Annotated in this window: 20 protein-coding genes; 11 read left to right on the plus strand and 9 right to left on the minus strand. The window is 70.9% G+C overall.

The genetic code is table 11. The features are described from left to right. The first annotated feature begins 61 nt into the window (after window positions 1-61). The 3 genes from rpoZ to metK all read left to right on the plus strand — a co-directional run bounded on the left by rpoZ (window position 62) and on the right by metK (window position 3,245). Window positions 62-334, plus strand: coding sequence for a DNA-directed RNA polymerase subunit omega (rpoZ, locus tag ACZ5CR_RS09540; protein WP_005319902.1), 273 nt, complete (start codon window positions 62-64; stop codon window positions 332-334). Between the two features lie 122 nt (window positions 335-456). Beyond that, on the plus strand, window positions 457-1,668 hold the full coding sequence (gene coaBC / locus ACZ5CR_RS09545) for a bifunctional phosphopantothenoylcysteine decarboxylase/phosphopantothenate--cysteine ligase CoaBC (protein ID WP_468855341.1): 1,212 nt from the start codon (window positions 457-459) through the stop codon (window positions 1,666-1,668). Between the two features lie 353 nt (window positions 1,669-2,021). Further along, the gene (metK, locus tag ACZ5CR_RS09550; protein ID WP_468855342.1) at window positions 2,022-3,245 is read left to right on the plus strand and encodes a methionine adenosyltransferase; all 1,224 of its coding nucleotides are present in this window, start codon (window positions 2,022-2,024) and stop codon (window positions 3,243-3,245) included. Window positions 3,246-3,327: 82 nt separating this feature from the next. On the opposite strand, the gene ACZ5CR_RS09555 is transcribed toward metK, so the two are convergent. From ACZ5CR_RS09555 to ACZ5CR_RS09570, 4 genes are read right to left on the minus strand one after another with little or no spacing between them, the layout of a single operon-like run. Beyond that, window positions 3,328-4,428, minus strand: coding sequence for a hypothetical protein (locus ACZ5CR_RS09555; protein WP_468855345.1), 1,101 nt, complete (start codon window positions 4,426-4,428; stop codon window positions 3,328-3,330). Continuing rightward, complete coding sequence (locus ACZ5CR_RS09560; RefSeq protein ID WP_468855347.1) at window positions 4,425-6,422, minus strand: hypothetical protein; 1,998 nt, start codon at window positions 6,420-6,422, stop codon at window positions 4,425-4,427. The genes ACZ5CR_RS09555 and ACZ5CR_RS09560 overlap by 4 nt, the downstream gene beginning before the upstream one ends. Continuing rightward, window positions 6,419-7,168 (minus strand): toll/interleukin-1 receptor domain-containing protein, encoded by a 750-nt coding sequence (locus tag ACZ5CR_RS09565; protein ID WP_468855350.1) that lies wholly within the window; start codon window positions 7,166-7,168, stop codon window positions 6,419-6,421. The genes ACZ5CR_RS09560 and ACZ5CR_RS09565 overlap by 4 nt, the downstream gene beginning before the upstream one ends. A gap of 44 nt (window positions 7,169-7,212) precedes the next feature. Further along, a complete protein-coding gene (locus ACZ5CR_RS09570; protein ID WP_468855353.1) occupies window positions 7,213-8,466 on the minus strand; it encodes a helix-turn-helix domain-containing protein in 1,254 nt (417 codons plus the stop codon). Between the two features lie 270 nt (window positions 8,467-8,736). Between ACZ5CR_RS09570 and ACZ5CR_RS09575 the strand changes: the two genes are divergently transcribed. Beyond that, on the plus strand, window positions 8,737-10,893 hold the full coding sequence (locus ACZ5CR_RS09575; RefSeq protein ID WP_468855355.1) for a primosomal protein N': 2,157 nt from the start codon (window positions 8,737-8,739) through the stop codon (window positions 10,891-10,893). Between the two features lie 179 nt (window positions 10,894-11,072). On the opposite strand, the gene ACZ5CR_RS09580 is transcribed toward ACZ5CR_RS09575, so the two are convergent. Further along, the gene (locus tag ACZ5CR_RS09580) at window positions 11,073-11,621 is read right to left on the minus strand and encodes a hypothetical protein (protein ID WP_389914749.1); all 549 of its coding nucleotides are present in this window, start codon (window positions 11,619-11,621) and stop codon (window positions 11,073-11,075) included. 278 nt (window positions 11,622-11,899) lie between these two features. Between ACZ5CR_RS09580 and fmt the strand changes: the two genes are divergently transcribed. Both fmt and ACZ5CR_RS09590 read left to right on the plus strand, forming a co-directional pair. After that, complete coding sequence (fmt, locus tag ACZ5CR_RS09585; RefSeq protein ID WP_468855359.1) at window positions 11,900-12,844, plus strand: methionyl-tRNA formyltransferase; 945 nt, start codon at window positions 11,900-11,902, stop codon at window positions 12,842-12,844. Between the two features lie 32 nt (window positions 12,845-12,876). Then, window positions 12,877-14,328 (plus strand): RsmB/NOP family class I SAM-dependent RNA methyltransferase, encoded by a 1,452-nt coding sequence (locus ACZ5CR_RS09590; RefSeq protein WP_468855361.1) that lies wholly within the window; start codon window positions 12,877-12,879, stop codon window positions 14,326-14,328. On the opposite strand, the gene ACZ5CR_RS09595 is transcribed toward ACZ5CR_RS09590, so the two are convergent. Then, window positions 14,302-16,542 carry an MMPL family transporter gene (locus ACZ5CR_RS09595; RefSeq protein WP_468855364.1) on the minus strand — a complete coding sequence of 747 codons (2,241 nt, stop codon included), beginning with the start codon at window positions 16,540-16,542 and terminating at the stop codon, window positions 14,302-14,304. The genes ACZ5CR_RS09590 and ACZ5CR_RS09595 overlap by 27 nt on opposite strands. A gap of 132 nt (window positions 16,543-16,674) precedes the next feature. On the opposite strand from ACZ5CR_RS09595, the gene rpe reads away from it, so the two are divergent. The 5 genes from rpe (at window position 16,675) to ACZ5CR_RS09620 (ending at window position 21,059) form a co-directional block, all read left to right on the plus strand. Continuing rightward, the gene (rpe, locus tag ACZ5CR_RS09600; protein WP_468855366.1) at window positions 16,675-17,361 is read left to right on the plus strand and encodes a ribulose-phosphate 3-epimerase; all 687 of its coding nucleotides are present in this window, start codon (window positions 16,675-16,677) and stop codon (window positions 17,359-17,361) included. Window positions 17,362-17,577: 216 nt separating this feature from the next. Further along, a complete protein-coding gene (locus ACZ5CR_RS09605) occupies window positions 17,578-18,576 on the plus strand; it encodes a sugar-binding transcriptional regulator (RefSeq protein WP_468855528.1) in 999 nt (332 codons plus the stop codon). Between the two features lie 75 nt (window positions 18,577-18,651). After that, a complete protein-coding gene (locus ACZ5CR_RS09610; RefSeq protein WP_468855369.1) occupies window positions 18,652-19,053 on the plus strand; it encodes a guanyl-specific ribonuclease in 402 nt (133 codons plus the stop codon). Then, entirely contained in the window at window positions 19,050-19,442 is a 393-nt protein-coding gene (locus ACZ5CR_RS09615; protein WP_468855371.1) for a barstar family protein, read from the plus strand. The genes ACZ5CR_RS09610 and ACZ5CR_RS09615 overlap by 4 nt, the downstream gene beginning before the upstream one ends. A 174-nt stretch (window positions 19,443-19,616) precedes the next feature. Next, window positions 19,617-21,059, plus strand: coding sequence for a GuaB1 family IMP dehydrogenase-related protein (locus ACZ5CR_RS09620; protein WP_468855373.1), 1,443 nt, complete (start codon window positions 19,617-19,619; stop codon window positions 21,057-21,059). On the opposite strand, the gene ACZ5CR_RS09625 is transcribed toward ACZ5CR_RS09620, so the two are convergent. Genes ACZ5CR_RS09625 through ACZ5CR_RS09635 form a run of 3 tightly spaced genes read right to left on the minus strand, consistent with a single transcriptional unit; the run spans window position 21,056 to window position 24,005 of the window. Then, a complete protein-coding gene (locus ACZ5CR_RS09625) occupies window positions 21,056-22,087 on the minus strand; it encodes a GDSL-type esterase/lipase family protein (RefSeq protein WP_468855375.1) in 1,032 nt (343 codons plus the stop codon). The genes ACZ5CR_RS09620 and ACZ5CR_RS09625 overlap by 4 nt on opposite strands. Continuing rightward, window positions 22,084-22,893 carry an SDR family NAD(P)-dependent oxidoreductase gene (locus ACZ5CR_RS09630; RefSeq protein ID WP_468855376.1) on the minus strand — a complete coding sequence of 270 codons (810 nt, stop codon included), beginning with the start codon at window positions 22,891-22,893 and terminating at the stop codon, window positions 22,084-22,086. Before ACZ5CR_RS09630 ends, ACZ5CR_RS09625 begins: the two co-directional genes overlap by 4 nt. Further along, window positions 22,890-24,005 carry an LLM class flavin-dependent oxidoreductase gene (locus tag ACZ5CR_RS09635; RefSeq protein ID WP_468855377.1) on the minus strand — a complete coding sequence of 372 codons (1,116 nt, stop codon included), beginning with the start codon at window positions 24,003-24,005 and terminating at the stop codon, window positions 22,890-22,892. Before ACZ5CR_RS09635 ends, ACZ5CR_RS09630 begins: the two co-directional genes overlap by 4 nt. Window positions 24,006-24,078 lie beyond the last annotated feature (73 nt).

Below are 24,078 nucleotides of genomic sequence, written 5' to 3' on the forward strand. Positions count from 1 at the left end.
AGTAATCCCGGATTGATCTTCTCTCTCCATTCGAAGGTCAATCCCCATCGGAAGGCAGAGAGTGTCCTCTTCCATCACTGCGCCCGAGGGCATCATCAACCCGCCGATTGATGAGCTCCTCGAAGCGACCGACTCGAAGTACAGCCTCGTGATCTACGCCGCCAAGCGCGCGCGCCAGATCAACGCGTACTACTCGCAGCTCGGTGAGGGTCTGCTGGAGTACGTCGGCCCGCTGGTGGACACGCACGTCCACGAGAAGCCGCTCTCCATCGCGCTCCGTGAGATCAACGCGGGTCTGCTGACGTCCGAGGCCATCGAGGGCCCGGCGCAGTAGCCACAGTTCTTTTCTTGTAGTTCTTTCTTCATCTCAGGCCCGGCAGCGCGACTGCCGGGCCTGTGGTGTGTGATGGAGTCGTACGTTCCCGAGTACGGGGATCAGGAGTGCGGGGAGGCACCGTGGGCAAGCCCAAGGTCGTTCTGGGGGTCAGTGGCGGAATCGCCGCGTACAAGGCCTGTGAGCTGCTGCGGCGGCTGACCGAGTCGGGTCATGACGTACGCGTCGTGCCGACCGAGTCGGCGCTGCACTTCGTGGGGGCGGCCACGTGGTCGGCCCTGTCCGGCAACCCGGTCTCGACGGAGGTCTGGTCCGACGTCCACGAGGTGCCGCACGTACGGATCGGACAGTCCGCGGACGTCGTGATCGTCGCCCCGGCGACGGCCGACATGATGGCGAAGGCGGCCCATGGCCTCGCCGACGACCTCCTGACGAACACGCTTCTCACCGCCCGCTGTCCGGTGATCTTCGCCCCCGCCATGCACACGGAAATGTGGGAGCACCCGGCCACGCAGGAGAACGTCGCCACGCTCCGCCGCCGGGGCGCCCTCGTCGTCGAGCCCTCCGTCGGCCGCCTCACGGGCGTGGACACGGGCAAGGGCCGGTTCCCGGACCCGGTGGAGCTCTTCGATGTCGTACGTCGTGTCCTGGCGCGCGGAGACGCGGCCCAGGACCTCACGGGTCGGCACGTCGTCGTCAGTGCGGGCGGCACGCGCGAGCCGCTCGACCCGGTCCGCTTCCTGGGCAACCGTTCCTCCGGCAAGCAGGGGTACGCGCTTGCCCGCAGCGCGGCGGCGCGCGGCGCCCGGGTCACGCTGGTGTCGGCGAACGCGGCCCTGACCGCGCCCGCGGGCGTCGACATCGTGGCCGTGGGCACCGCCGTCCAGCTCCGTGAAGCGGTCATCAAGGCCGCGGCGGACGCCGATGCCGTGGTGATGGCGGCGGCCGTGGCCGATTTCCGCCCGCAGACGTACGCGGCAGGAAAGATCAAGAAGAAGGACGGCCAGGAACCGGCGCCCATCGCCCTGGTCCGCAACCCCGACATCCTCGCCGAGATCGCGGGCGAGAGGCCGCGCCCCGGCCAGGTCGTCGTCGGCTTCGCCGCCGAGACGGACGACGTGCTCGCCAACGGCCGCGCCAAGCTGGAACGCAAGGGCTGCGACCTGCTCGTCGTCAACGAAGTGGGCGAGCGCAAGACGTTCGGCTCCGAGGAGAACGAGGCGGTCGTGCTCGGCGCTGACGGCAGCGAGACCCCCGTGCCGTACGGACCCAAGGAAGCGCTCGCGGACACGGTCTGGGATCTGGTGGCTGAACGCCTGCCGAAGAATTCCTGAAAAAGATCCGGTGATCCCCGGAAGAAGCCGCGACAAGCCGGAAGGGCCCGGAAGAAGCCAGAAGAAGTCCCCTGCCCAAGCCTCACTGAAACAGGCACGAAAACCTGGGCTCGAATGTCAGATTCGTCCCACTGGGTGCCTCAAACCCGGGAAATTCGGGCGTGAGGCCCTCTGGTGGAGAACGATCGTCGTACCGCACAATGCAGTGCCGCAGGTCACAGCGCTCCCAAGTGGCGAGACACGTGCTCCGGCGGCCGAGTGCGACCGATAAACTGGTCTCGGACGACGCCGGGCGCAGCTCCCGGCCGTCCACCAATGATCAGCCAGCAGCCGCTGCAACCACAGGGAGCGATGTGTCCCGCCGTCTCTTCACCTCGGAGTCTGTGACCGAGGGTCACCCCGACAAGATCGCTGACCAGATCAGCGACACCATTCTCGACGCCCTTCTGCGTGAGGACCCGAAGTCCCGGGTCGCCGTGGAGACGTTGATCACCACCGGCCTGGTGCACGTGGCCGGCGAGGTGACGACCAAGGCGTACGCGCCGATCGCGCAGCTGGTGCGCGACAAGATCCTCGAGATCGGTTACGACTCCTCCAAGAAGGGCTTCGACGGCGCCTCCTGCGGCGTCTCGGTGTCCATCGGCTCGCAGTCCCCCGACATCGCGCAGGGCGTCGACACGGCGTACGAGAAGCGCGTCGAGGGTGCCTCCCGCGGAGAAGTGGAGGACGAGCTCGACAAGCAGGGCGCGGGCGACCAGGGCCTGATGTTCGGCTACGCGTGCGACGAGACGCCGGAGCTGATGCCGCTCCCGATCCACCTCGCGCACCGCCTCTCGCGCCGCCTCTCCGAGGTCCGCAAGAACGGGACCATCCCGTACCTGCGCCCCGACGGCAAGACCCAGGTCACCATCGAGTACGACGGCGACAAGGCCGTCCGCCTCGACACGGTCGTCGTCTCCTCGCAGCACGCGTCGGACATCGACCTGGACTCGCTCCTCGCCCCCGACATCAGGGAGTTCGTGGTCGAGCCCGAGCTGCGGGCGCTCCTCGAAGACGGCATCAAGCTGGAGACCGAGGGCTACCGCCTCCTGGTCAACCCGACAGGCCGCTTCGAGATCGGCGGCCCGATGGGCGACGCGGGCCTGACCGGCCGCAAGATCATCATCGACACGTACGGCGGCATGGCCCGCCACGGCGGCGGCGCCTTCTCCGGCAAGGACCCGTCCAAGGTCGACCGCTCGGCCGCCTACGCGATGCGCTGGGTCGCCAAGAACGTGGTCGCCGCGGGCCTCGCCGCGCGCTGCGAGGTCCAGGTCGCCTACGCGATCGGCAAGGCCGAGCCGGTGGGCCTGTTCGTGGAGACCTTCGGCACGGCCACGGTCGACACCGACAAGATCGAGGCCGCCATCGCCGAGGTCTTCGACCTGCGCCCGGCCGCGATCATCCGCGACCTGGACCTGCTGCGCCCGATCTACGCGCAGACCGCTGCCTATGGCCACTTCGGCCGGGCGATTCCCGACTTCACGTGGGAGCGGACGGATCGGGTGGATGCTCTGCGGAAGGCTGCGGGGCTCTAAGGCTCCCCCTTCCAGGCTTCGGGGCCCGGCTCTCCTACGGGAGGGCCGGGCCCCGGTCTGTTGCGGCGACGGGGCAGCGTGGTCAGGATCCGATCGAGGGCGCAGCCGGGTCGGATCCGTTCGGGGACGCTGCCCCGGCGGCCGGCTGCGCGGCGAAGCGGCGACGTATCTCCTGGGCGGTTTCTTCGTCCCAGTCCTCGATGTTCATGGCCACCAGCTCGGCCAGCATCAGGCATTCCTCGTCGCCCGGAGTGCGTCCCAACCGTCCTACGAAGTCGGTGAACGCTTCCGCGGCGCTCGGCTCCGTGGGGACCTTCTGAGCGAGGGGCTCTTCGAACGCCTTCCCGAAGGCGTCAGATTCCGGCTCCGGGAGCGTGATCGGTGGGAAGGCCTCCGGTACGAGATGCCGGAACGGCTCGGCGACGTCTTCGTTGTTGGCGGCGGACGTGAGGCGGGCCAGCATGCCGATGTCGTTGACCGCCTTCTCCACGTGGTCGTCGTTCTTCGCGAGCCACCACACGACAGCGCTGCCGGTGTCCCGCAGGACGTCACCGCCGAGGTACTCGCGTTTGTTGCGCTCGTAGTTGCGCTCGTGTTCCCAGAGATCCTCGTTCTTCCGAATGGCCGCGAGACGGTCCAGGCGCTGCTGGTCCTCGTCCGGGAGCACGAGCACGACATCCAGGGCCATGGCGCGAATGTGCCCGCCGGGGGCCGGTTCCATCACTCCCAGCGCACCGCTGAGCTCGTGCTGGACAAGGGAGCTTCTGAAGGGCTTGCGGCACGACGTCACGGCGCGGGCACGTTCGATGACAGCGTCCATCGCCAGGGCGCCCGCATTGATGAGCGAGACGTCGGCCGACGCGTCCGCCGGGCACCAACGGACGGTGGCCGAGAACAAGAAGTCGTAGTCCGGGAACCGGCTGGGCAGGGAGATCCGATCCACGTACACCTCGCGGCGCTCGACCGGGGGCACGGGCCGCTCGGGCACTGTGCCGGGTGGGAACGGGTCCCGCCTGCGCGCCCGTGCCGCGGTTGTTGCGGCCACCGCCAGGACGGACAGCAGAAAGGCGACGGCGGTGGGCCACACCCAGAACGGCCAGTCGAGGCAGAGACCGAGGATGAGGACGAGCAGTGCGCAGATGAGGGTGAGGAAGGTCGAAACCGTCTTCTGTCCGGTGCTCATGAGAGGGCTGCCTCCTGATGTCGCGGCATGGTCGAGTCTCGTGACACGCGTTGGGCCTGGGCCTCGTTGATCTTTCGCAGGAGCAGCGCCGAGAGCTCGGGCCGGGTGTGCTGCCGGGCCGACGCGTAGAGGCGACTGAGAAGCGCGTACCGGGTCCCCGCCGCGGCCACCAGGACATCGAAGAGCCGGTTCGCTATGGCGTGGTCACTTGTGGCGTCGGCTGCGGAGATCCATGTCCCGGCGCAAGCGGTCCAGCGCTCCGGCTCGGCGTGGTCGAAGGCGGCGGCCCACCCCGCCGTGAGCCAGTTTCGGGTTGTCGAGGAGCGAAGGAAGGGCTTCGGGAGCCTTGTCGGAGCCGTCAGATCGAGGAACAGATCGGTGTCCGGCTGCCGGTGGGCGTCGGAGGACCGGACAGTGAGGCGGTCCAACAGACGCAGGTGGAGCCGCAGGTCCTCAGGGTCGTTGGTGACGTAGCGCAGAAGGCTTTCACGAGCGATCCCCGGGCACTGCTCGTTACGGGCCAAGTGGTGCAACCGGACCAGCGCGGCCTCCGGGTGGCGTACCGACATGACCTTTTCGCAGACTTCGACGAGTACGTGGCGCAGACTGGCGGAGAGTTGGCGTTGCTTGGACCATTCGTAGATCCGGGACCTGAATTCCCCGCCGCAAGTTTCGCTGAGGATGCTCTGTTCGAGCAGTTGCGCTGCGGCTCGCAAGTGGTAGTTCCGTGCCGGTGCATCGGTCCAATCCTTGACGAGGCGGATCAACTCTCCGGTGTCTTCGGTCGACAGACACAGTTCGGTGAAGCGGCGGACGAGCTGCTCGCGGTCGGCGTCGGTGAGTTCCGGGAGGCCGACAATCTGGCAGACCCAGGAACGCAGAGGATCTCTGAGGTCCGGCCTGGTGGTCCAGAAGTGCCGCCGCACGGCTTGAGCGAAGCCGCGCCTCTCGAAACGGACCCGGAAGGCACCGTCCGAGACGGCGTCGATCTTCTCCAGACGTTCGTCGAGTCCGGGATGCTCAAGGAGGGGGCGGACCTCGGCAGGGGACTTGGCAACCGAGAGCAGGGCTGCCGTAGCCACGTGCACGGCCTCGGCCCGCGCACCATGGAGCAGCGCTGAGGTAAGGAGCAGGGCGCGCTGCGGTCCCTTGCGCACATGGGGAACGAGTTCGGCGACCTCCGGGCCGCGATCGGTCTGCTCCGCGACGGCCTGTTCGCACCAGGCACCGAAGGCGCCCGCTTCGTGCTCGGCCGCGTCCATCTCCAGGATCCGGACCGCCAGCCGTGCCAGTTCCCGCATGGAGGGCTTCGTCTCCATGAAGGAGAGCAGAGCCGGGGGAGGCGGGTCGCAGATCCTGGTGTCGAGGCCGCCGCAGCGCAGGTGGCGGACGATGACATCCAGCCGGTCGGGTGGCGCGATCCTCTTGCGGAACGTCATGAACTCGGGGGCCAGTTGGTCCGGCCGCAGTTTCGGGAGCACCACAGCCAGATGGGCGTGCTTGCTCTGGAGCGCGTGGTAGAAATCCCACAGCTGCGCCTGGACGGTGTTCCACAACCGCTCGTTCGCGGCGGAGAGATCGAGGAGCATCTTGTCCTGCTCGCCGATCAAGTCCACCGGGAGGTGCGGGGCCTTTCCCTCGTCGGACTCGGTGGTGAGTTCGTGGTACGTCCCTGTACCGCGGGGAAGTTCGCACAGCAGGACGCGAGCAGCGGAACTCCTGCCGCTGCCCGGCTCCCCGTCCAGGAAGAGAATGTTCCTGGACTCCAGGATGTCGTACGCGGAGTTGATGTGCGCGGGGCGGGAGAACTGCTGCTGCAGGTGGCGTAGTTGACTCTCGGCCACACGCCGACGGGCGGTGGGTGGGGTTTTGAGCAGGTTCTCCGCTGGACCTTCCGCCGGGTTCTCCATCTTGAACGTGACGTTCATGTTCCCGGAACCGCTGTTGACGGCATGCGCCGGACCGGAGAAATCCGTACGGGAGTCGCCGCTCACCGTTCGTCGTCCTTGTCCCGTCGGCGAGACGCGTCGAAGTCCTGCCGGATGCCGCCGTGGTTGTCGCCCGCGACAAACGTCGAGATCGCGTTGTCACCGGTCACGTGGGCCGAGTTGCTGTACAGATTGCCGGTGCCGGTGTGGACCGGACCCTGGGCTCCTCCCTTGATGACAGTGCCCGCGTCGCCGTTCACGGTGCCGGCCTGGACGACGGTGCCGCCTTGCACCGTACCCACGTTGTTCTGCGTGGTGTCCGTCCCGGCGGTAGTGGTTGTCCCGGCCTGTTCGGCCCTCGCGAGTTCCGGGATCAGATCGATGAGCGCGTCACCGATGCGCTGGATGTCGTACGCGTCGTTCTGGTTGTCGTACCGCAGCGTCTGGCAGTCGGCGAGGCGGGCCAGGGGCGTTGGCAACTGGTCTCTCGTGGGGCGTTCGGTGCGCCGTCCGGCAAGGATGGGTACGACGGGGATGCCGCACCGGAACGCTTCAAGGAGTTCCTTGCGCACCCAGTCCTCCCGGCGTTGCAGAGCGGGGTGACCGATCCAGTCGGGGCCGATGACGGCCAGGAGAACGCCACTGCGGCGCACGCCGCGCGTCAGCTCCTCGTCGAAGAACGCACCGGGCGGGATGGACTTGTTGGCACGGAAGATCCGGCCTGTGCCGAACCGCGCGGTGAGCGCGTTGTGGAGGGTGGTGGCGGTCTGATCGCCGTCCCCTGTGCGGTAGTTGACGAAGACATCGGACATAGCGAAATGGCCTTTCCGTCTCAGCGGGTGGGTGGAGGTGCTCCTCAGGCCCCGACGGGCGTCAGCGAGGCGTTGAGCTGGGGGGCGATGGCCAGAAAGGCCGGACGGCGCGGATGGCGTGCCAGAGTGCGCGCCAGCCGACGCAGATCGGTGGCGATGGTCGCCGAACCCACGCAGTCCGTGGTCTGCAGAAGACGGCCGGTCAACTCGCAGGAGTGGTCGAACTCGCCTGCGACGGCGTGTGCGAGGGCGCGTCGCACGCCGTACCTAGCCCGGGTACGCAGGGCGTGCCCGGGAATGGCGGCGCACTCGCGATCCAGATGCTCTGCCGCATCCCGCGGCCTGCCGAGATCCACGAGGCACCAGCCGGTGATCATGGCGGCGGGGTCCCCGAGATGAGTGGTGCCCAGGGTCGGGGCATCGGTGTCGCGCCTGCCCGAGGACAGGAGATCGCGGGCCTCGTCGAGCGCGCGCATGCAGGCGTCGTAGTCACCCGCGAGGGCGTGGCCCTGTGCTTCACGCTGGGCGGCGAGTCCGCGGATCCGGTCGGGGAGGCGCTGCGAGCGTGCGCGCGCGGCCAGCGCGATCGTGTCCGCGGCGTTTCCCTTGTAGTACGTGATCAAGGCGCGACGTACGAGTGCGTAGGAGGCGAGGTCGTGATCGCCGGCGACTTCGGCGAGGTCGACGGCATGGTCCGTCCAGCGCAGGGCAGCCTCGTCGTCTCCGGATTCCTCCGCCATCCACCCCGCGTACTCCGCGTAACGGGCGGCGAGCCCCTGTAGCTTCCGAGCCGTGCGGGGGCCGGCGCGGACGGCGAGTGAGTACAAGGAGTGCGTTTGCTCGGCGAGGGTGGGCAGGACGCTGCTCGGCGGGGACATTTGGCCCAGACGCCGGTACTGGTCGAACAAGGCGTAGGAGATCTCCAGGAGGTTCGACCCCAGTGCGTCGGGCGGCTTGGAGAGGCCGGAGAATTCCGAGATGCCCAGGAGAGATGCCGCGCCAGTGGCCATGACGTGGCGCCTGCTCGGCGGTGCGGCGCTGTCCACCCTCTCTTCCTCCCGCGCGTCCCCCGGAGGCGTCGGAAACACCGGGGCGAGTGAGGCCAGGGTCCCGCGGGCGTGCAGGGCCACGTCGCAGAGTCTGGCCAGTTCTGGGGTGGGCCGTTTCCAGCCGGTTTCGACCTTGCTGATGTGGCCCTTGCTGTAGTGGACTGCCGCGGCCAGTTCTGTGAGCGTGAGACCGGCTGCGATGCGGTGGCGGCGCAGTTCGGCTCCGAACCCCGCTGACTGTTCCTGCACATGAACCCCCTTCTGACCCATGCCTTCGTGGTGTCGTGGGCACCCGTCGGCGGATGCCAGCGTCGTGCCAGTCGGTGACACGAGCAAGGCCGTGGGCGGTGTTTCCCGTTTCCTCTTTGACCTGCGCTTCCGTTTCCGATGTGGAAGGCAACCCGACGGTTGGATCTCTGTCGAGAGGGCTTAACCGGCCACCGGGGTGGCCGGTCCTGGCCGTCCGTATCGGTGCCTGCGACCGGCCGGGTGTCAGTGCGGTCTGGTAGGAATGCAGCTGTGAGCAGGGAGAACGGGTCGGGTGAGGCTGAGGGCGCCGGGGGCGGAGCGCCTGAGCACGAGCAGCTTGCGCTCATTCGGGAAGCGGTGCGCAAGGCCGATGTGCCCCGGGCCAAGCCGCGGACGTGGCGGGGGGCTCCGTTGGCCAAGAGCTTGCCTGTGGCTCGGGTGCTCGTGGACAAAGGTGTGCTGCATCTCGATCGGTACTTCGACTACGCGGTGCCCGAGGAGTTGGACGAGCAGGCGCAGCCCGGGGTGCGGGTTCGGGTGCGGTTCGGGGCCGGGGCGCGGAATGTGCGGGGTGGGCGGCGTGAGGGCGGGGGGCTGATCGACGGGTTCCTCGTGGAGAGGGTCGCCGAGTCGGATTACTCCGGGCCCCTGGCCGCTCTGGCGCAGGTCGTTTCGCCTGAGCCTGTGCTTGAGGCTGAGTTGCTCGGGCTTGCTCGGGCTGTGGCCGATCGGTACGCGGGCAGCCTTGCCGATGTGTTGCAGCTGGCCGTTCCGCCCCGGCACGCGAGGGCTGAGGCGCGGAAGGCCGGGGAGGTTCCGGCTCCTCCGGGTGCGCCTGAAGTGGGGTCCTGGCGGCGGTACGGGCATGGGGCGGAGTTTCTCGGGGCGCTCGCCTCGGGGGGTGCGCCGCGGGCCGTGTGGACCGCTCTTCCCGGGCCGGAGTGGGCCGAGGAGATCGCCAGGGCCGTGCAGGCGACTCTCGCCTCGGGGCGGGGCGCCCTTGTCGTGGTGCCCGCCGGGCGGCCCGCCGCGCGGGTCGATGCGGCGCTGACCCGGCTGATGGGGGCGGGACAGCACGCACTGCTCACCGCTGATGTGGGGCAGGAGCGGCGGTATCGGGAGTGGCTCTCCGTGCGGCGCGGGGCCGTGCGGGCCGTGGTGGGCACCCGGGCCGCCATGTTCGCCCCCGTACGGAATCTTGGGCTCGTCGCCGTGTGGGACGACGGCGACGCCAGTCACAGCGACGACAATGCTCCCTTCCCGCATGTCCGTGAGGTGCTCGAGCTGCGGGCCTCGCGGGACAAGTGCGGTTTTCTGTTGGGGAGTTGGAGCTGCACGGTCGAGGCGGCGCAGCTGGTGGAGAGTGGCTGGGCCGCGCCGCTCGTCGCCGATCGTGAGCAGGTGCGGGGGGCCGCGCCGCTCGTACGGACCGTGGGGGACGGAGACCTCGCCCGGGACGAGGCCGCCCGGGCCGCGCGGCTTCCGACCCTTGCCTGGAACGTGGTGCGGGAGGGCCTGAAGCACGGGCCCGTCCTTGTACAGGTGCCTCGGCGGGGATATGTGCCCCGGCTCGCGTGCGACAGGTGCCGGGAGCCCGCCCGGTGCCGGCGCTGTGCGGGGCCGTTGGAGGCGCGGGACGGCGGTGGGCTGTGGTGCGGCTGGTGCGGCGTGGAGGAAGGCGCCTGGCACTGCGGGGAGTGCGGGGGGTTCCGGCTGAGGGCGCAGGTGGTGGGGGCGCGGCGTACGGCCGAGGAGTTGGGGCGGGCGTTTCCCGCGGTGCCGGTGCGGACCTCGGGGCGGGAGCAGGTGCTCGACACCGTGGCGGGGACGCCCGCGTTGGTGGTGAGTACGCCGGGGGCGGAGCCTGTCGCCGAGGGCGGCTATGCCGCGGCTCTGCTGCTCGACGGGTGGGCCATGCTGGGGCGGCCCGATCTGCGGGCCGGGGAGGAAGCGTTGCGGCGGTGGATCGGCGCGGCCTCGCTGGTGCGGCCGCAGGGGGCTGGCGGGACCGTGGTGGTCGTCGCCGAGCCGACTCTGCGGCCCGTGCAGGCGCTTGTGCGGTGGGATCCCGTGGGGCACGCGGTGCGCGAGCTTTCCGAGCGGGCCGAGCTCGGGTTTCCGCCCGTGTCGCGGATGGCCTCGGTGGCGGGGACGTCGGAGGCGCTCTCCGGGTTTCTCGCCGGGGCCGAACTTCCGGGGGACGCGGTGGTGTTGGGGCCCGTTCCGGTGCCGGACGCGGGGCCCGGGCCCGCGCGGCGGGCCGGGTCGGCGCCGGTCGGGGAGCGGTGGGAGCGGGTGCTGATCCGGGTGCCGCCGGGGAGCGGGGCCGCGCTCGCCGCTTCGCTGAAGGTGGCGCAGGCCGCGCGGATGGCCCGGGGGGCCGTTGAGCCGGTTCGGATTCGGGTCGACCCCCTGGATATTGGATAGGTCTTGTCGCCCCTTCCGGGGGAGGGGGGTAGGGGTCTGGGCCTGGGGTGAACCTGCGCCTGTGCTCTGAGGCTGGCTTGCCTGACCGCCGCGGGGCGGTCCGCCATAGGGCCTCAACGGCAACGGCTGCCCCCGCCGGGTGGGGGACCCGGTGGAGACAGCCGTCGCCGTTGGTGTGGTCAGCCGTTGCGTGGGCCCGGGAACGCGTTGGGGCGGGGGTCCTCGCGGAGGGCGGGGCTGCCTGCGGTGGGCTGGGTCGGCATCGCGCGGGCCGCGGGGACCGAGGGGAGCGGGGCGCCGACCGGGACCGGGGGCCGGGCGGTCGTGGGAGAGGGCACCACCTCCGTGGCGCGCTCCGCGTCCGCCGCCGCCTGGGCCGTGGCCCGGCGGGCGCCGTAACGGCGGTGCACCGCCTGCTTGGTGACCCCGAGGGCCGAGCCCACCGCGTCCCACGAGAAGCCCAGCGAGCGGTCGAAGTCCACCGCGGCGGTGACCAGCGTCTCGACGCTGTCCCGCAGTTCCTGGGCGAGGCGGACGGTCGGGGCGGGGGCGCGCCCGTACACGACGAAGCCCGCCGAGGGGCTCGAGCGGCGCGGGCGGTAGACGTTGCCGAGCTGGGCGGTGAGCGTACGCAATGCGTCCACCTGCCGGCGGACCCGCTCGATGTCCCGAACCAGGAGATGCAGGCTGGCCCGTGCCTGGGCGTCGTGGGTTGCGTGGTCGGCCATGAACAAGCCTCTCGAACCGGCGTTGAAAAGGATCGGGCCCGTCAGCGGCCCGTTGTGGTCAACTCTTTCTTGACCAACGCGCTAGTTCGTGTGGGGTCACGGTGCAGGGGCGTATGTGCATATGCACGGGGCGCGTGTCCGCGCGTACGCCCCCAGGTGAGCGGCACCGAGGACAAGCCGGTCATGCACGGGCGGCCCCGCGGGGAGCGGCCCGGCGGAGCGGCTCATAGACTGGTGCGCTGCCCGCACGTTTCCGTCCGAGAGGCCGACAGCCACCGATGAAGCTCGTCTTCGCAGGCACCCCCGAGGTCGCCGTCCCCGCCCTGGACGCCCTGATCGCCTCCGACCGGCACGAGGTGGCCGCCGTCGTCACCCGGCCCGACGCTCCCGCGGGGCGTGGCCGCAGGCTCATCGCGAGCCCCGTCGCCCAGCGCGCGGAGGAAGCCGGCATCGAGGTGCTCAAGCCCGCGAAGCCGCGCGACGAGGAGTTCCTGGCGCGCCTTCGCGAGATCGCGCCCGACTGCTGCCCGGTCGTCGCCTACGGCGCACTGCTGCCCAAGGTCGTCCTGGACGTCCCGGCCCGCGGATGGGTCAACCTGCACTTCTCGCTGCTGCCCGCCTGGCGCGGTGCCGCGCCCGTCCAGCACGCCGTGATGGCGGGGGACGAGATCACGGGGGCCTCCACCTTCCTGATCGAGCAGGGACTCGACTCCGGGCCGGTGTACGGCACCGTCACCGAGGTCGTCAGGACCACCGACACCAGCGGTGACCTGCTCACCCGCCTCGCCTTCGCGGGTTCCGGACTGCTCGCCGCCACCATGGACGGCATCGAGGACGGCTCCCTGAAGGCCGTACCGCAGCCCGCCGACGGCATCACCCTCGCCCCGAAGATCACCGTCGAGGACGCCCAGGTCGACTGGGCCGCCCCGGCACTCCGCGTCGACCGCGTCGTGCGCGGCTGCACCCCGGCGCCCGGAGCCTGGTCCGTGTTCCGCGGGGAGCGCCTGAAGATCATCCAGGCCGCTCCCGTCGCCGACCGCACCGACCTCGCGCCCGGCGAGCTCGCCGCCGCCAAGAACAACGTCTACGTCGGCACCGGCTCGCACGCCGTCGAGCTGCTCTGGGTCCAGCCGCAGGGCAAGAAGCCGATGCGCGGCGCCGACTGGGCGCGCGGGGTGCGGATCGCCCCGGACGAGCGCCTCGGCGCCACCGACGTACGCTGAATCAGTTCGCCCCATCCAATAGCGGAGCACCTTTGAACGACCAGCCCGGCCGGCCTCCCCAGAAGCAGGGCAAGTCCGGCAAGCCCGGAAAGCCCCACCGCCGTCCCAAGAAGGACCCCGTCCGTTTCCTCGCCTTCGAGGCGCTGCGGGCCGTGGACGAGCGCGACGCCTACGCGAACCTCGTCCTGCCGCCGCTCCTGCGCAAGGCCCGCGACAAGGGCGATTTCGACGCGCGTGACGCCGCGCTCGCCACCGAGCTCGTCTACGGGACGCTGCGCAGGCAGGGAACGTACGACGCGATCGTGGCCGCCTGCATCGACCGGCCGCTGCGCGAGGTCGACCCGCCGGTCCTCGACGTCCTGAACATGGGCGTGCACCAGTTGCTCGGGACGCGCATCCCGACGCACGCCGCCGTCTCCGCCTCCGTGGAGCTGGCGCGTGTGGTGCTCGGTGACGGGCGGGCCAAGTTCGTCAACGCGGTCCTGCGCAAGGTCGCCGCCGACGATCTCGACGGCTGGGTGGAGAAGGTCGCGCCGCCCTACGACGAGGACGCCGAGGACCACCTCGCCGTCGTCCACTCGCACCCCCGCTGGGTCGTCTCCGCGCTCTGGGACGCGCTCGGCGGCGGACGTGCGGGCATCGAGGATCTTCTGGAAGCCGACAACGAGCGGCCCGAAGTGACCCTGGTGGCCCGGCCAGGACGTACCACCGCCGATGAACTCCTCGACGCGGTCGGCGAGGACTCCGCGCTGCCGGGACGCTGGTCGCCGTACGCCGTGCGGCTCAGCGAGGGCGGCGAGCCCGGATCGATCGGCGCCGTGCGCGAGGGCCGTGCCGGGGTCCAGGACGAGGGCAGCCAGCTCGTCGCGATCGCACTCGCGAACGCCCCGGTCGAGGGGCGCGACGAGAGGTGGCTCGACGGATGCGCGGGCCCCGGCGGCAAGGCCGCCATGCTCGCCGGTCTGGCCGCCCAGCGCGGCGCGGCCCTGCTCGCCGCCGAGAAGCAGCCGCACCGGGCCCGCCTCGTCGCGCAGGCCCTGCGCGGCAACCCCGGCCCGTACGAGGTCATCGCCGCCGACGGCACCCGGCCGCCCTGGCAGCCCGGCACCTTCGACCGTGTCCTGATGGACGTGCCCTGCACGGGGCTCGGTGCCCTGCGCCGCCGCCCCGAGGCCCGCTGGCGGCGCCGCCCGGAGGACCTGGAGGGCTTCGCGCCGCTCCAACGGGGTCTGCTGCGTACCGCGTTGGAGTCCGTGCGCGTCGGGGGCGTGGTCGGTTACGCCACCTGTTCACCGCATCTCGCGGAGACGCGCGCCGTCGTCGACGACGTGCTCAAGCAGCACGGGGGCGCCGCCGAACTGATCGACGCGCGCCCGCTGCTGCCCGGCGTCCCGGCCCTGGGTGATGGCCCCGACCTCCAGCTGTGGCCGCATCTGCACGGCACGGACGCGATGTACCTAGCGCTGATCCGGCGCACCGCCTGAGTTCGCAGCACCGCCTGAGTGCGGACTGCCTGAGTTCGGACTGCCCGCCGTCGCCGCCGGAGTGCGGAGCGCCGGGTCCTTGCTCAGGGCATGCGGCCACCACACCTTCGGCCCCACGTCCAGGAACAACGCCGTGACCAGGACGGACCGTACGATGAAGGTGTCGAGCAGGACGCCGATCGCGACTGCGAAGCCGATCTCGGCGAATCCCACCATCGGGAGCGTGCCGAGCGCGGCGAACGTGCCCGCGAGGACCAGGCCCGCCGACGTGATGACCGCGCCGGTCGCGGCCAGGCCGGTCAGGACGCCCGCACGGGTGCCCTGTCGGCCCGCCTCCTCACGGATGCGGGTCGACAGGAAGATGTTGTAGTCGATGCCGAGCGCCACCAGGAACACGAAGACGAAGAGCGGGAAGTCCGTGGACTCGCCCGCGTAGTCGAAGACGTGGCGGAAGACGAGCGCACTGATCCCGAGCGCGGCGGCGAACGAGAGAACGACCGTCGAGATCAGGAGCAGCGGCGCGACCAGGGCGCGCAGCAGCAGGGTGAGGATCAGCAGGACGACCGCGAGGACGAGCGGGATCACCAGCTTGTTGTCGTGGGTGGTGGCGCGGTCCATGTCGAGGATGGCCGCCGTGTTGCCGCCCACCCGCGCGTCCGCGTCGGGCACCGCGTGCACCGCGTCGCGCACCCGCTCCACGGTCCGCTTGGCCGCCCCGCTGTCGGTGGCGTCGGTCGTCGTCGCCTCGAACAGGACCTTGCCCTCGTACTCCGGTTTCGTCCCCGGCGGTACGACGATGCTCGACGGGACCACCCCGCTGGTCCGGGCGACCACGGCGCGGACCGCGTCGCCCTGGTCCGCGTTGGCCACGATCACCAGCGGGTCACCGCTGCCCGCGTCGAAGTACTCGGCCTGCACCTCCTGGCCCACGATCGAGTCCGGCTTGTCCGTGAACGAGTCCGCGTTGCTGATCCCTTCGGCCCGCAGCTGCGTCAGGCCGAGCGCCAGGGCGGCCAGCGCCACGGCCGTGATGGTCCAGGTCAGGCGGGGACGGTGGGCGATGCGGCTGCCCGTGCGGGCCCACACACCGCGCTCGGTGGGCTCGGCCGAGCCGTTGTGCGGGATCACCGGCCAGAACAGCCACCGGCCGCAGACCACCAGGAGCGCGGGGAACAGCGACAGCATCGCGATCAGGGCGACCGCGACACCGATGGCGGCGACGGGGCCCAGGCCCCGCGTCGAGTTCATGTCGGCGGCGAGCAGCATCAGCATGCTGACGACGACCGTGGCGCCCGACGCGATGACCGCGGGGCCCGCCCGGTGCAGGGCCAGCTGCATCGCTTCGTGCCGGTCGTCGTGCCGGCGCAGCTCTTCGCGGTAGCGGGCGACCAGGAGCAGGGCATAGTCCGTCCCCGCCCCGAAGACGAGGACCGTCAGAATGCCCGCGCTCTGGCCGTTGACCGTCAGGCCCGCGTGCTCCGCGAGCAGGTAGATCAGCGCCTGTGCGGTGAAGAGGGAGACGACCACCGAGACCAGCGGGACGATCAGGAGTACCGGACTGCGGTAGGTGATCAGGAGGATCACGACGACGACGCCGCCCGCCGCGAGGAGCAGCGTCGAGTCGAGGCCGTCGAACGCCTCGGAGAAGTCCGCGGACGTACCGCCGGGCCCGGTGACATGCACCTCCAGGCCGTCGGCGCTCTCGCCGGTTCCGCCCACGCCCGCACGGATGGAGTCGACGGCGGGCGCGATCCGCTCCCAGCCCTTCGTGCCCATGGTGATGGGCACGAAGACCTGCGCCGCCCTGGCGGCGTCGGCGCCCGCGATCTGCTTCGTGTCGAAGAGGGGGCCGCGCGTCTCCGTGCCGCGGATGCCGTGCGCGCGCAGGTGCCCGAGCCGGCGGACATCCTTGGCGATCTGCAGCCGGTCCTTGACCGTGAGCCCGCTCTCGCGGGCGTACACGACGATCGCGGGGATCTGTTCGGGCCGGAATTCGTCGGAGGTCTTGAGGACTCGCGTGGACTCCGCGGAACCGGGCAGCCAGGACGACGCCTGGTTGTCCTGGGCGTCCGTGAGCTTCTGGGCGAGCGGCGCGGCGGCGACGATCACCACCAGCCAGAAGAGCACCACGAGCCACTTGGCGCGCCGCCCGCACACCAGCCGGGCCGCGCCCCGTCCCGCCTGGCGCTGTCCGTCCGACCGTTCGTCTGGCATGGCTACCCCCGCTGCCCCACGTGGTGCCGGTGGACCGCCCAGCATGGCACGCGGTCCATGGTCAGAGGAGTCCGTGGGCTCACGCTTCGGACCGCGGAGGGCAACCGGCGCCAGGCATGGCAGTCTTGGGGCATGGCCGTGCAGATCAACCCCAGCATCCTGTCCGCGGATTTCGCCCGTCTTGCCGAGGAGGCAACAGCGGTCGAAGGCGCCGACTGGCTTCATGTCGACGTCATGGACAACCACTTCGTCCCGAACCTCACTCTGGGGGTACCGGTCGTAGAGTCCCTGGCACGGGCGACGGATACGCCGCTGGACTGCCATCTGATGATCGAGGACGTCGATCGCTGGGCTCCGCAGTACGTCGAAGCGGGCGCCGGATCGGTCACCTTCCACGCGGAGGCCGCCGCCGCACCCGTCCGTCTGGCCCGTGAGATCCGCGCCCAGGGCGCCCGCGCCTCCATGGCGCTGAAGCCCGCGACGCCCATCGAGCCGTACGAGGATCTTCTCTCCGAGCTCGACATGCTGCTGATCATGACGGTCGAGCCGGGCTTCGGAGGGCAGGCGTTCCTCGACATCATGCTGCCGAAGATTCGCCGCACCCGTGAGCTGATCAGCAAGCACGGCCTCGAACTCTGGCTCCAGGTCGACGGCGGGGTCTCGGCGGCGACCATCGAGCGCTGCGCCGAGGCCGGCGCCGACGTCTTCGTGGCGGGCTCCGCCGTGTACGGGGCGGACGACCCGGCGGCGGCGGTACGTGCACTGCGCACCCAAGCGGCGGGGGCGACGGCCGGGGCGGCATGGGCGTGCGGCCACTGAGCCACAAGAACATGAACGCCGTCCTCCGGGGCTGATCAAGTACGTCGGATCTGCAAGGATGAACGGCGAACCCCGTTGTGCTGCGGCCATGCGCGCGAAGCCGCACCAACGGGTGTGAATGCGTATGCGTGTGAATGTGTGAACGGCAGTTGCTTGAATTGACAGTCTTTAAATGACAGTGAGGAGATCGTCGTGTCGACGGGCGGCCGGTCAGCCATGCGGATGGGACCCGCGGAGCTGGTGCAGGCGGCGGCCATGGCCCGCCGCTTCTATCTCGAGGGCAAGTCCAAGATCCAGATCGCCGAGGAGTTCGGCGTGAGCCGCTTCAAGGTGGCCCGGGTCCTGGAGACGGCCCTCGAGCGTGATCTCGTACGGATCGAGATCCGTGTGCCCGCCGAGCTGGACGCGGAGCGCTCGGACGCGCTGCGCGCCCGCTACGGCCTGCGGCACGCGGTCGTCGTCGAGTCGCCCACCGCGGTCGACGAGGTCGACGAGTCGCCCGATCCCGAGAACCTCGGCGAGGTCGCGGCCGATCTGCTCGGCGAGCTGGTCAACGAAGGCGATGTCCTCGGTCTCGCGTGGGGGCGCTCGACCATCCACATGGCGGCTGCCCTCGACCAGCTGCCGCCGTGCACCGTGGTGCAGCTGACGGGCGTGTACGACGCCGGGACCGCCGAACGCGGTTCGGTCGAGGCCGTACGGCGTGCCGCGCAGGTGTCCGGCGGCGAGGCCCACCCCATCTACGCGCCGATGCTGCTTCCCGACCCGGCCACGGCCGCCGCGCTGCGGAACCAGACCGGGATCGCGCGGGCGTTTGAGTACTTCGACAAGGTCACCGTCGCCGCCGTCTCGATCGGCTCCTGGGAGCCCGGCATCTCCACCGTCCACGACATGCTCAGCGACGAGGAGCGCGCGCACTACGCGTCGCTCGGCGTGGCCGCGGAGATGTCCGCGCACCTCTTCGACGCCCAGGGGCGTCGGGTCGGGCGTGATCTGGGGGAGCGGTGCATCACCGTCGAGGCGGACCGGCTCCGGCGGATTCCCGAGGTGGTCGCCATCGCCGGTGGGCAGCGGAAGGCCGCCGCGATCGACGCGGTGCTGCGTTCCGGGCTTGTCACCAGCTTGGTCACCGATACCGCTGCCGCTGATCAGCTGCTGGTCAGGGGGGCTACTCCGCATCCCGCGCTGGATCGGGAAGACCCGGACGGCAGCTGAGCTGCTGCGGGTGCGCTGTGGCCGGGCGCGCGGTTCCCCGCGCCCCTGGCGGGGGCTCGTGGCAGCATCTGTCGCATGCTGACCCGGTTGGTCCCTCGCGTGCTGGCCGCGCTGCTCGTCTGCCTCGCGGTCCTCGTCACGGGATGTTCCTCCGACGGTGGCGGGGAGGCGCGGCGTTCCGCGCCCGCCTGGGCCCAAGGCATGGCCACCGTCCCCGTCGACCGGCTGCCCGCCGAGGCCCGGGGGACGTTGCGGCTCATCGATGACGGCGGGCCCTTCCCGTACGCCAAGGACGGTTCCGTCTTCGGCAACTTCGAGGGAGAGCTGCCCAGGCAGCGGCGCGGCCACTACCGCGAGTACACCGTGCGCACCCCCGGCGAACGCGACCGGGGCGCACGGCGGATCGTCACCGGGAGCGACGGCGAGACCTACTACACCGACGACCACTACGCGTCCTTCAAGGCGGTACTGAGATGACGCCCGAACCACAGGCCCCCGAACCACAGGCCCCCGAACCGCTCGCACCCGTCCTCGATGCCGTACGCGCCGCCGGCCTGAGCACCGTCTCGCTCGACCTGAGCGGGGTGAGCGACAAGGCGGCCTTCATGGACCGCTGCGCCCGCGCGCTGGAGCTCCCCGACTGGTTCGGGCGCAACTGGGACGCGCTCGCCGACTGCCTCACCGACCTGGGGTGGGCGCCCACCGCACCCGGCCGGCTGCTCGTCGTCACCGGCTGGCAGGAGTACGCCGAAGCGGCCCCCCAGGAGTGGATCGTCGCCCAGGAGGTGTTCACCGACGCGGTGGCGTACGCGCGCGAACGCGGGACGGGCCTGGAGGTCGTCCTCGCGCTCGGCACGCACGCCTGAGCGGACGGTGACCGTCGTGGCCGGTTCTTGGAGGATCCGACCAGGGCTCCTGCGCCCCGCCTGGGTGATCATCCCAGGCGGCACATCGCCCCGGACATGGGACACTGAAGTACGTGCTTTTCCCTCGGCCTAACTGTCCGGGGGCCACCTCTGATCGACTGGGATGAGCAGCACGTGCGTTTCCTCAATGACATCCAGCCTGCGTACGACCTGACGTACGACGACGTCTTCATGGTGCCGCGGCGCTCCGCCGTCGGATCGCGTCAGGGTGTGGACCTCTCCGCCCCGGACGGCACCGGCACCACGATCCCGCTGGTCGTCGCGAACATGACCGCGATCGCCGGGCGCCGGATGGCCGAGACGGTCGCCCGCCGCGGCGGTCTCGTCGTGATCCCGCAGGACATTCCGATCGAGGTCGTCACCGAGGTCATCTCCTGGGTCAAGACGCGCCACCACGTCCTGGACACCCCCATCGTCCTGGCCCCCACGCAGACCGTCGCCGACGCGCTCGCCCTGCTCTCCAAGCGCGCGCACAACGCGGCCGTGGTCGTGGACGCCGACCAGAAGCCGGTCGGCGTCGTCACCGACACGGACCTGAACGGCGTCGACCGCTTCACCCAGATCTCCGAGGTCATGTCGAAGGACCTCGTGCTGCTCGACGCGGACATCGACCCGCGCGACGCCTTCAACAAGCTGGACGCCGCCAACCGCCGCTACGCCCCCGCCGTGGGCAAGGACGGCCGCCTCGCCGGCATCCTGACCCGCACGGGCGCCCTGCGCGCGACCCTCTACTCGCCCGCCCTGGACGCCAACGGCAAGCTGCGCATCGCCGCCGCCGTCGGCATCAACGGCGACGTCGCGACCAAGGCCAAGCAGCTCCTCGACGCGGGCGCCGACACGCTCGTCGTGGACACCGCGCACGGCCACCAGGAGTCGATGATCGCCGCGGTGAAGGCCGTGCGCGCGCTCGACCCGCAGGTGCCGATCGTCGCGGGCAACATCGTCGCCGCCGAGGGCGTACGCGACCTGATCGAGGCCGGTGCCGACATCATCAAGGTCGGCGTGGGCCCCGGTGCCATGTGCACCACGCGCATGATGACCGGCGTCGGCCGCCCGCAGTTCTCCGCGGTGCTCGAATGCGCCGCCGAAGCCGCCAAGTTCGGCAAGCACGTGTGGGCCGACGGCGGTGTCCGGCACCCCCGTGACGTCGCCATGGCGCTGGCCGCCGGTGCGTCGAACGTCATGATCGGTTCGTGGTTCGCCGGGACGTACGAGTCCCCGGGCGACCTGCAGCAGGACGCCAACGGCCGCCTCTACAAGGAGTCGTTCGGCATGGCGTCGGCGCGTGCTGTGAAGAACCGCACGAGCGAGGAGTCGGCGTACGACCGTGCCCGCAAGGCGCTCTTCGAGGAGGGCATCTCGACCTCGCGGATGTTCCTGGACCCGGAGCGTCCCGGTGTCGAGGACCTGATCGACTCGATCATCGCGGGTGTCCGTTCCTCCTGCACGTATGCCGGTGCCGGTTCGCTCGCGGAGTTCGCCGAGCGGGCGACCGTGGGTGTGCAGAGCGCCGCGGGCTACGCGGAGGGCAAGCCTCTGCACGCCAGCTGGAGCTAGGGCCTCTCGTTCGGGTCAGGCCGGGCCCGCGGGGAGCTGTGCCACTCGTCCGCGGGTTCGTTGTGACCGGTCGCGCAGCGCCCCGCGCTCTCGCGGGGCGCTGATACGACCGCCTTCGCCAGCAGCTCGTGGCCCGCGTCGCCCGGATGCACCCCGTCCACCAAGTGCCCGGCGCGCAGCAGCCCGGCGCCCGGCAGCAGGTCCGCCCCCGCGTCCCGTGCAGCCCGCTCCACGGCGGTCCGTAGCTCCCCGAGTGTGGCGCCGAGGGTGTTCGGTGTCGTCTCGGCGTCCGGGCGCACGACCGGGGAGACGACCAGGAGGGGAGCGTCCGGGTGGCCCTGGCGCACCAGGTCCAGGAACGCCCGCGCCGTCTCGTACAGCAGCCCCGCCGAATGCGGCGTACGCGACCAGCAGTTCGTGCCGAAGGCGACGGTGAGCAAGTCGGCCTCCAGCGAGGCGAGTTGCTCGGCCGTCGCGAGCTCTCCGCGCGCCGCGCCCGCGTATCCGAGGTTCACCGAATCCACGCCGAGCACCCGTCCCGCCAGCGCGGGCCACGCCAGATGGGGCCGCGTGGCCGACCAGCCCTCCGCGATCGAGTCGCCGTGGACGAGCCAGCGCGGACGACGGGCGGCAGGCGTCAAGGTGCCGTCGACCGGGCGCACTCCGTGCAGGGCGGGTCGGAGCGATTCCGGCAGGTGCAGGGTGAACTCGCCGTCGGGGTGAGGGAGATGGATCAGCGTCCGGCGCTGGTCGCCGGGGCACGCGGGCGTGTCGATGGCGGCCTCGCCCGCGAGGAGCGTGAACACCGCGGGCGCCGTGCGATACGAGTCCGCTGTGGATGGCGCAGTGGCGGTGTACGCGATCTCCACCGCGCTCACTCCGCGCGCCGTGAACTCGAGCCGCACCCCGGCCGGGACACCCGCCCGCTCCCACGTGTCCCCGGGCAGCCGCTCCCGGTCGGCCGGGTCGGCGCGCACCACCCGGCCGTCCTCGGTCCACCAGGCCGCACCGCGCACGAACTCCCTCACCGCGCGCCCCCGATGGTCGGATAGGGGAACTTCACGCCGACCCCGCCGTCCACGACGAGCGTCTGTCCGGTGACGTAGGAGGAGAGCGGCGAGGCGAAGAAGAGCAGGGCGGAGGCGATGTCCGAGGTCTCGGCCACGCGGTCGAGCGGGGCGTTGCGGGCGTTCCGCGCGCGGCCCTCCTCGCCGATCAGGCCCGCCACACGCGGCGTCCAGACGACGCCGGGCGCCACCGCGTTCACCCGCACCCGGCGTGGGCCGTACTCCACCGCCGCCGAGCGGACCAGGGAGATCAGGCCCGCCTTGGCCGCGCCGTACGCGGCGTGCAGGGGCGCCGCCGTCAGGCCCGAGACCGACGCCACGAAGACCAGGGGGCCGCCGCCCGCCTCGGCGAGCGCCTCGCCGCCGTACTGGACCGCGAGCCAGGCGTGCCGCAGGACGAGGGAGAAGTGCCAGTCCCAGGACGCGTCGTCGAGTTCGTCCAGCGGCGTGTAGCGGGCCATGCCGACGATGTCGACGACACCGCCGATCTCGCCCAACTCCCGGCGCGCGTAAGTGAAGAGATCCCGCATCTCTTCGCGCCGCGTCACGTCGGCGACGTACGCGATGCCGCCCGTCTCGGCCGCGACCGCCTCGGCGCGGCCCTTGTCGAGATCCACGCACAGGACCCGCGCGCCCGCCGCCGTGAGCGCGTGCGCCGTCTGGCGGCCGATGCCGTTGCCCGCGCCGAGCAGGATGAACGCGCGGCCGTCCAGGCGGTGCAGGGCGGCGTAGTCGGGGACGGGGGAGGTGTCGAGCGGTTCGCTCACGGTGTCGCCCGCCGGGGCCGGTACGACGCGAGCTCCGGGATGACTTCCTTGCCCAGGATCTCGATCGTGCGCAGGATCTCCTGGTGCTCCAGGTAGCCCCACTGGACGTAGCAGATGAGCTGGTCGATGCCGAGGTCGGCGTAGCGCTTGGCCTTGCGGACGATGGTCTGCGCGTCGCCGATGAGGATCATGTCGCCGTCGTTGAACTCCTCGACGGGGACGCTCCCTTCGATGATCGGGGTGAGCAGAGGGAAGGTCCGCTCGCGCTCGTCGGGGGTCAGGTGTGGAAGTTCCCAGTCGAGCGTGAACTGGGCCAGGTTCCGGTACCACCAGGCCACCGAGTCCCAGACCCGCTGCGAGGGGCGGTCCGCCACGTGCACCAGCGTGTACGCGCTGACGCGGTCCGTGGTGACGTCCGTGATCGGCGCGGGTGTGCGCGCCGCCGCGCGGTAGGCGGCGACCTGGCGGGCCATCGCGTCGAGCGGCTGCATGATCGAGAAGGAGAGCAGACCGAGGCCCGCCGCGCCCGCCACCTCCGCCGAACCGGGGGACGTGGCCGCCATCCAGCAGGGTGGGTGCGGGTCCTGGACCGGCTTGGGGGTGACCATCCGCCGGGGGAAGGTGAAGCGCTCCGACTCGTAGGCGAAGTACTCCTCGCGCCACATGCCCGTCACGATCTCGATCGCCTCGCGCCAGTCGGACCGCGACTGCTCGCGGTCGACGCCGAAGGCCGTCTGTTCCATGGGCGTCGACCGTCCCGTGCCCCACTCCACGCGCCCGTCCGAGAGCACGTCCACCGCCGCCACCTTCTCCGCGATCCGCTGCGGGGGAGTGAAGCCGAAGGGGGTGAGCGTGACGCCGAAGCCGAGCCGTATCCGCTCGGTGAGCGCCGCGAGATGCCCGAGCAGGACCTCGGGCGCGGGGCAGTGCGAGCGGCCCTCGCGGAAGTGGTGCTCCACGGCCCACACCGTGCGGAAGCCGACGCGGTCCGCGAGCCGGATCTGTTCCACGGCCTCGCGGTAGGCACGCTGCTCGGCGGTGCGCTGGCCGTGCGGATGGGGTCCGTGCCAGGGCTTCGGTACGTCGATCTCGTACAGCACATCGAGGTCCATGGCCTGCTGCCTCCCTCTCGACCGTCCTGCGGTGCGCGCTCGGCTCGACCGGGGTGCACGATGAGGCAGATCT

The sequence above is a fragment of the Streptomyces sp. NPDC031274 genome (genome assembly GCF_055570235.1).

Excerpts from the sequence above, each read along its gene's own strand:
- ACZ5CR_RS09555 (WP_468855345.1), bottom strand. The coding sequence starts at position 4,428 with ATGAGCACCGGACAGAAGACGGTTTCGACCTTCCTCACCCTCATCTGC.
- ACZ5CR_RS09565 (WP_468855350.1), bottom strand. The coding sequence starts at position 7,168 with ATGTCCGATGTCTTCGTCAACTACCGCACAGGGGACGGCGATCAGACC.
- ACZ5CR_RS09580 (WP_389914749.1), bottom strand. The coding sequence starts at position 11,621 with ATGGCCGACCACGCAACCCACGACGCCCAGGCACGGGCCAGCCTGCAT.
- fmt (WP_468855359.1), top strand. The coding sequence starts at position 11,900 with ATGAAGCTCGTCTTCGCAGGCACCCCCGAGGTCGCCGTCCCCGCCCTG.
- ACZ5CR_RS09595 (WP_468855364.1), bottom strand. The coding sequence starts at position 16,542 with ATGCCAGACGAACGGTCGGACGGACAGCGCCAGGCGGGACGGGGCGCG.
- rpe (WP_468855366.1), top strand. The coding sequence starts at position 16,675 with ATGGCCGTGCAGATCAACCCCAGCATCCTGTCCGCGGATTTCGCCCGT.
- ACZ5CR_RS09605 (WP_468855528.1), top strand. The coding sequence starts at position 17,578 with ATGCGGATGGGACCCGCGGAGCTGGTGCAGGCGGCGGCCATGGCCCGC.
- ACZ5CR_RS09610 (WP_468855369.1), top strand. The coding sequence starts at position 18,652 with ATGCTGACCCGGTTGGTCCCTCGCGTGCTGGCCGCGCTGCTCGTCTGC.
- ACZ5CR_RS09615 (WP_468855371.1), top strand. The coding sequence starts at position 19,050 with ATGACGCCCGAACCACAGGCCCCCGAACCACAGGCCCCCGAACCGCTC.
- ACZ5CR_RS09635 (WP_468855377.1), bottom strand. The coding sequence starts at position 24,005 with ATGGACCTCGATGTGCTGTACGAGATCGACGTACCGAAGCCCTGGCAC.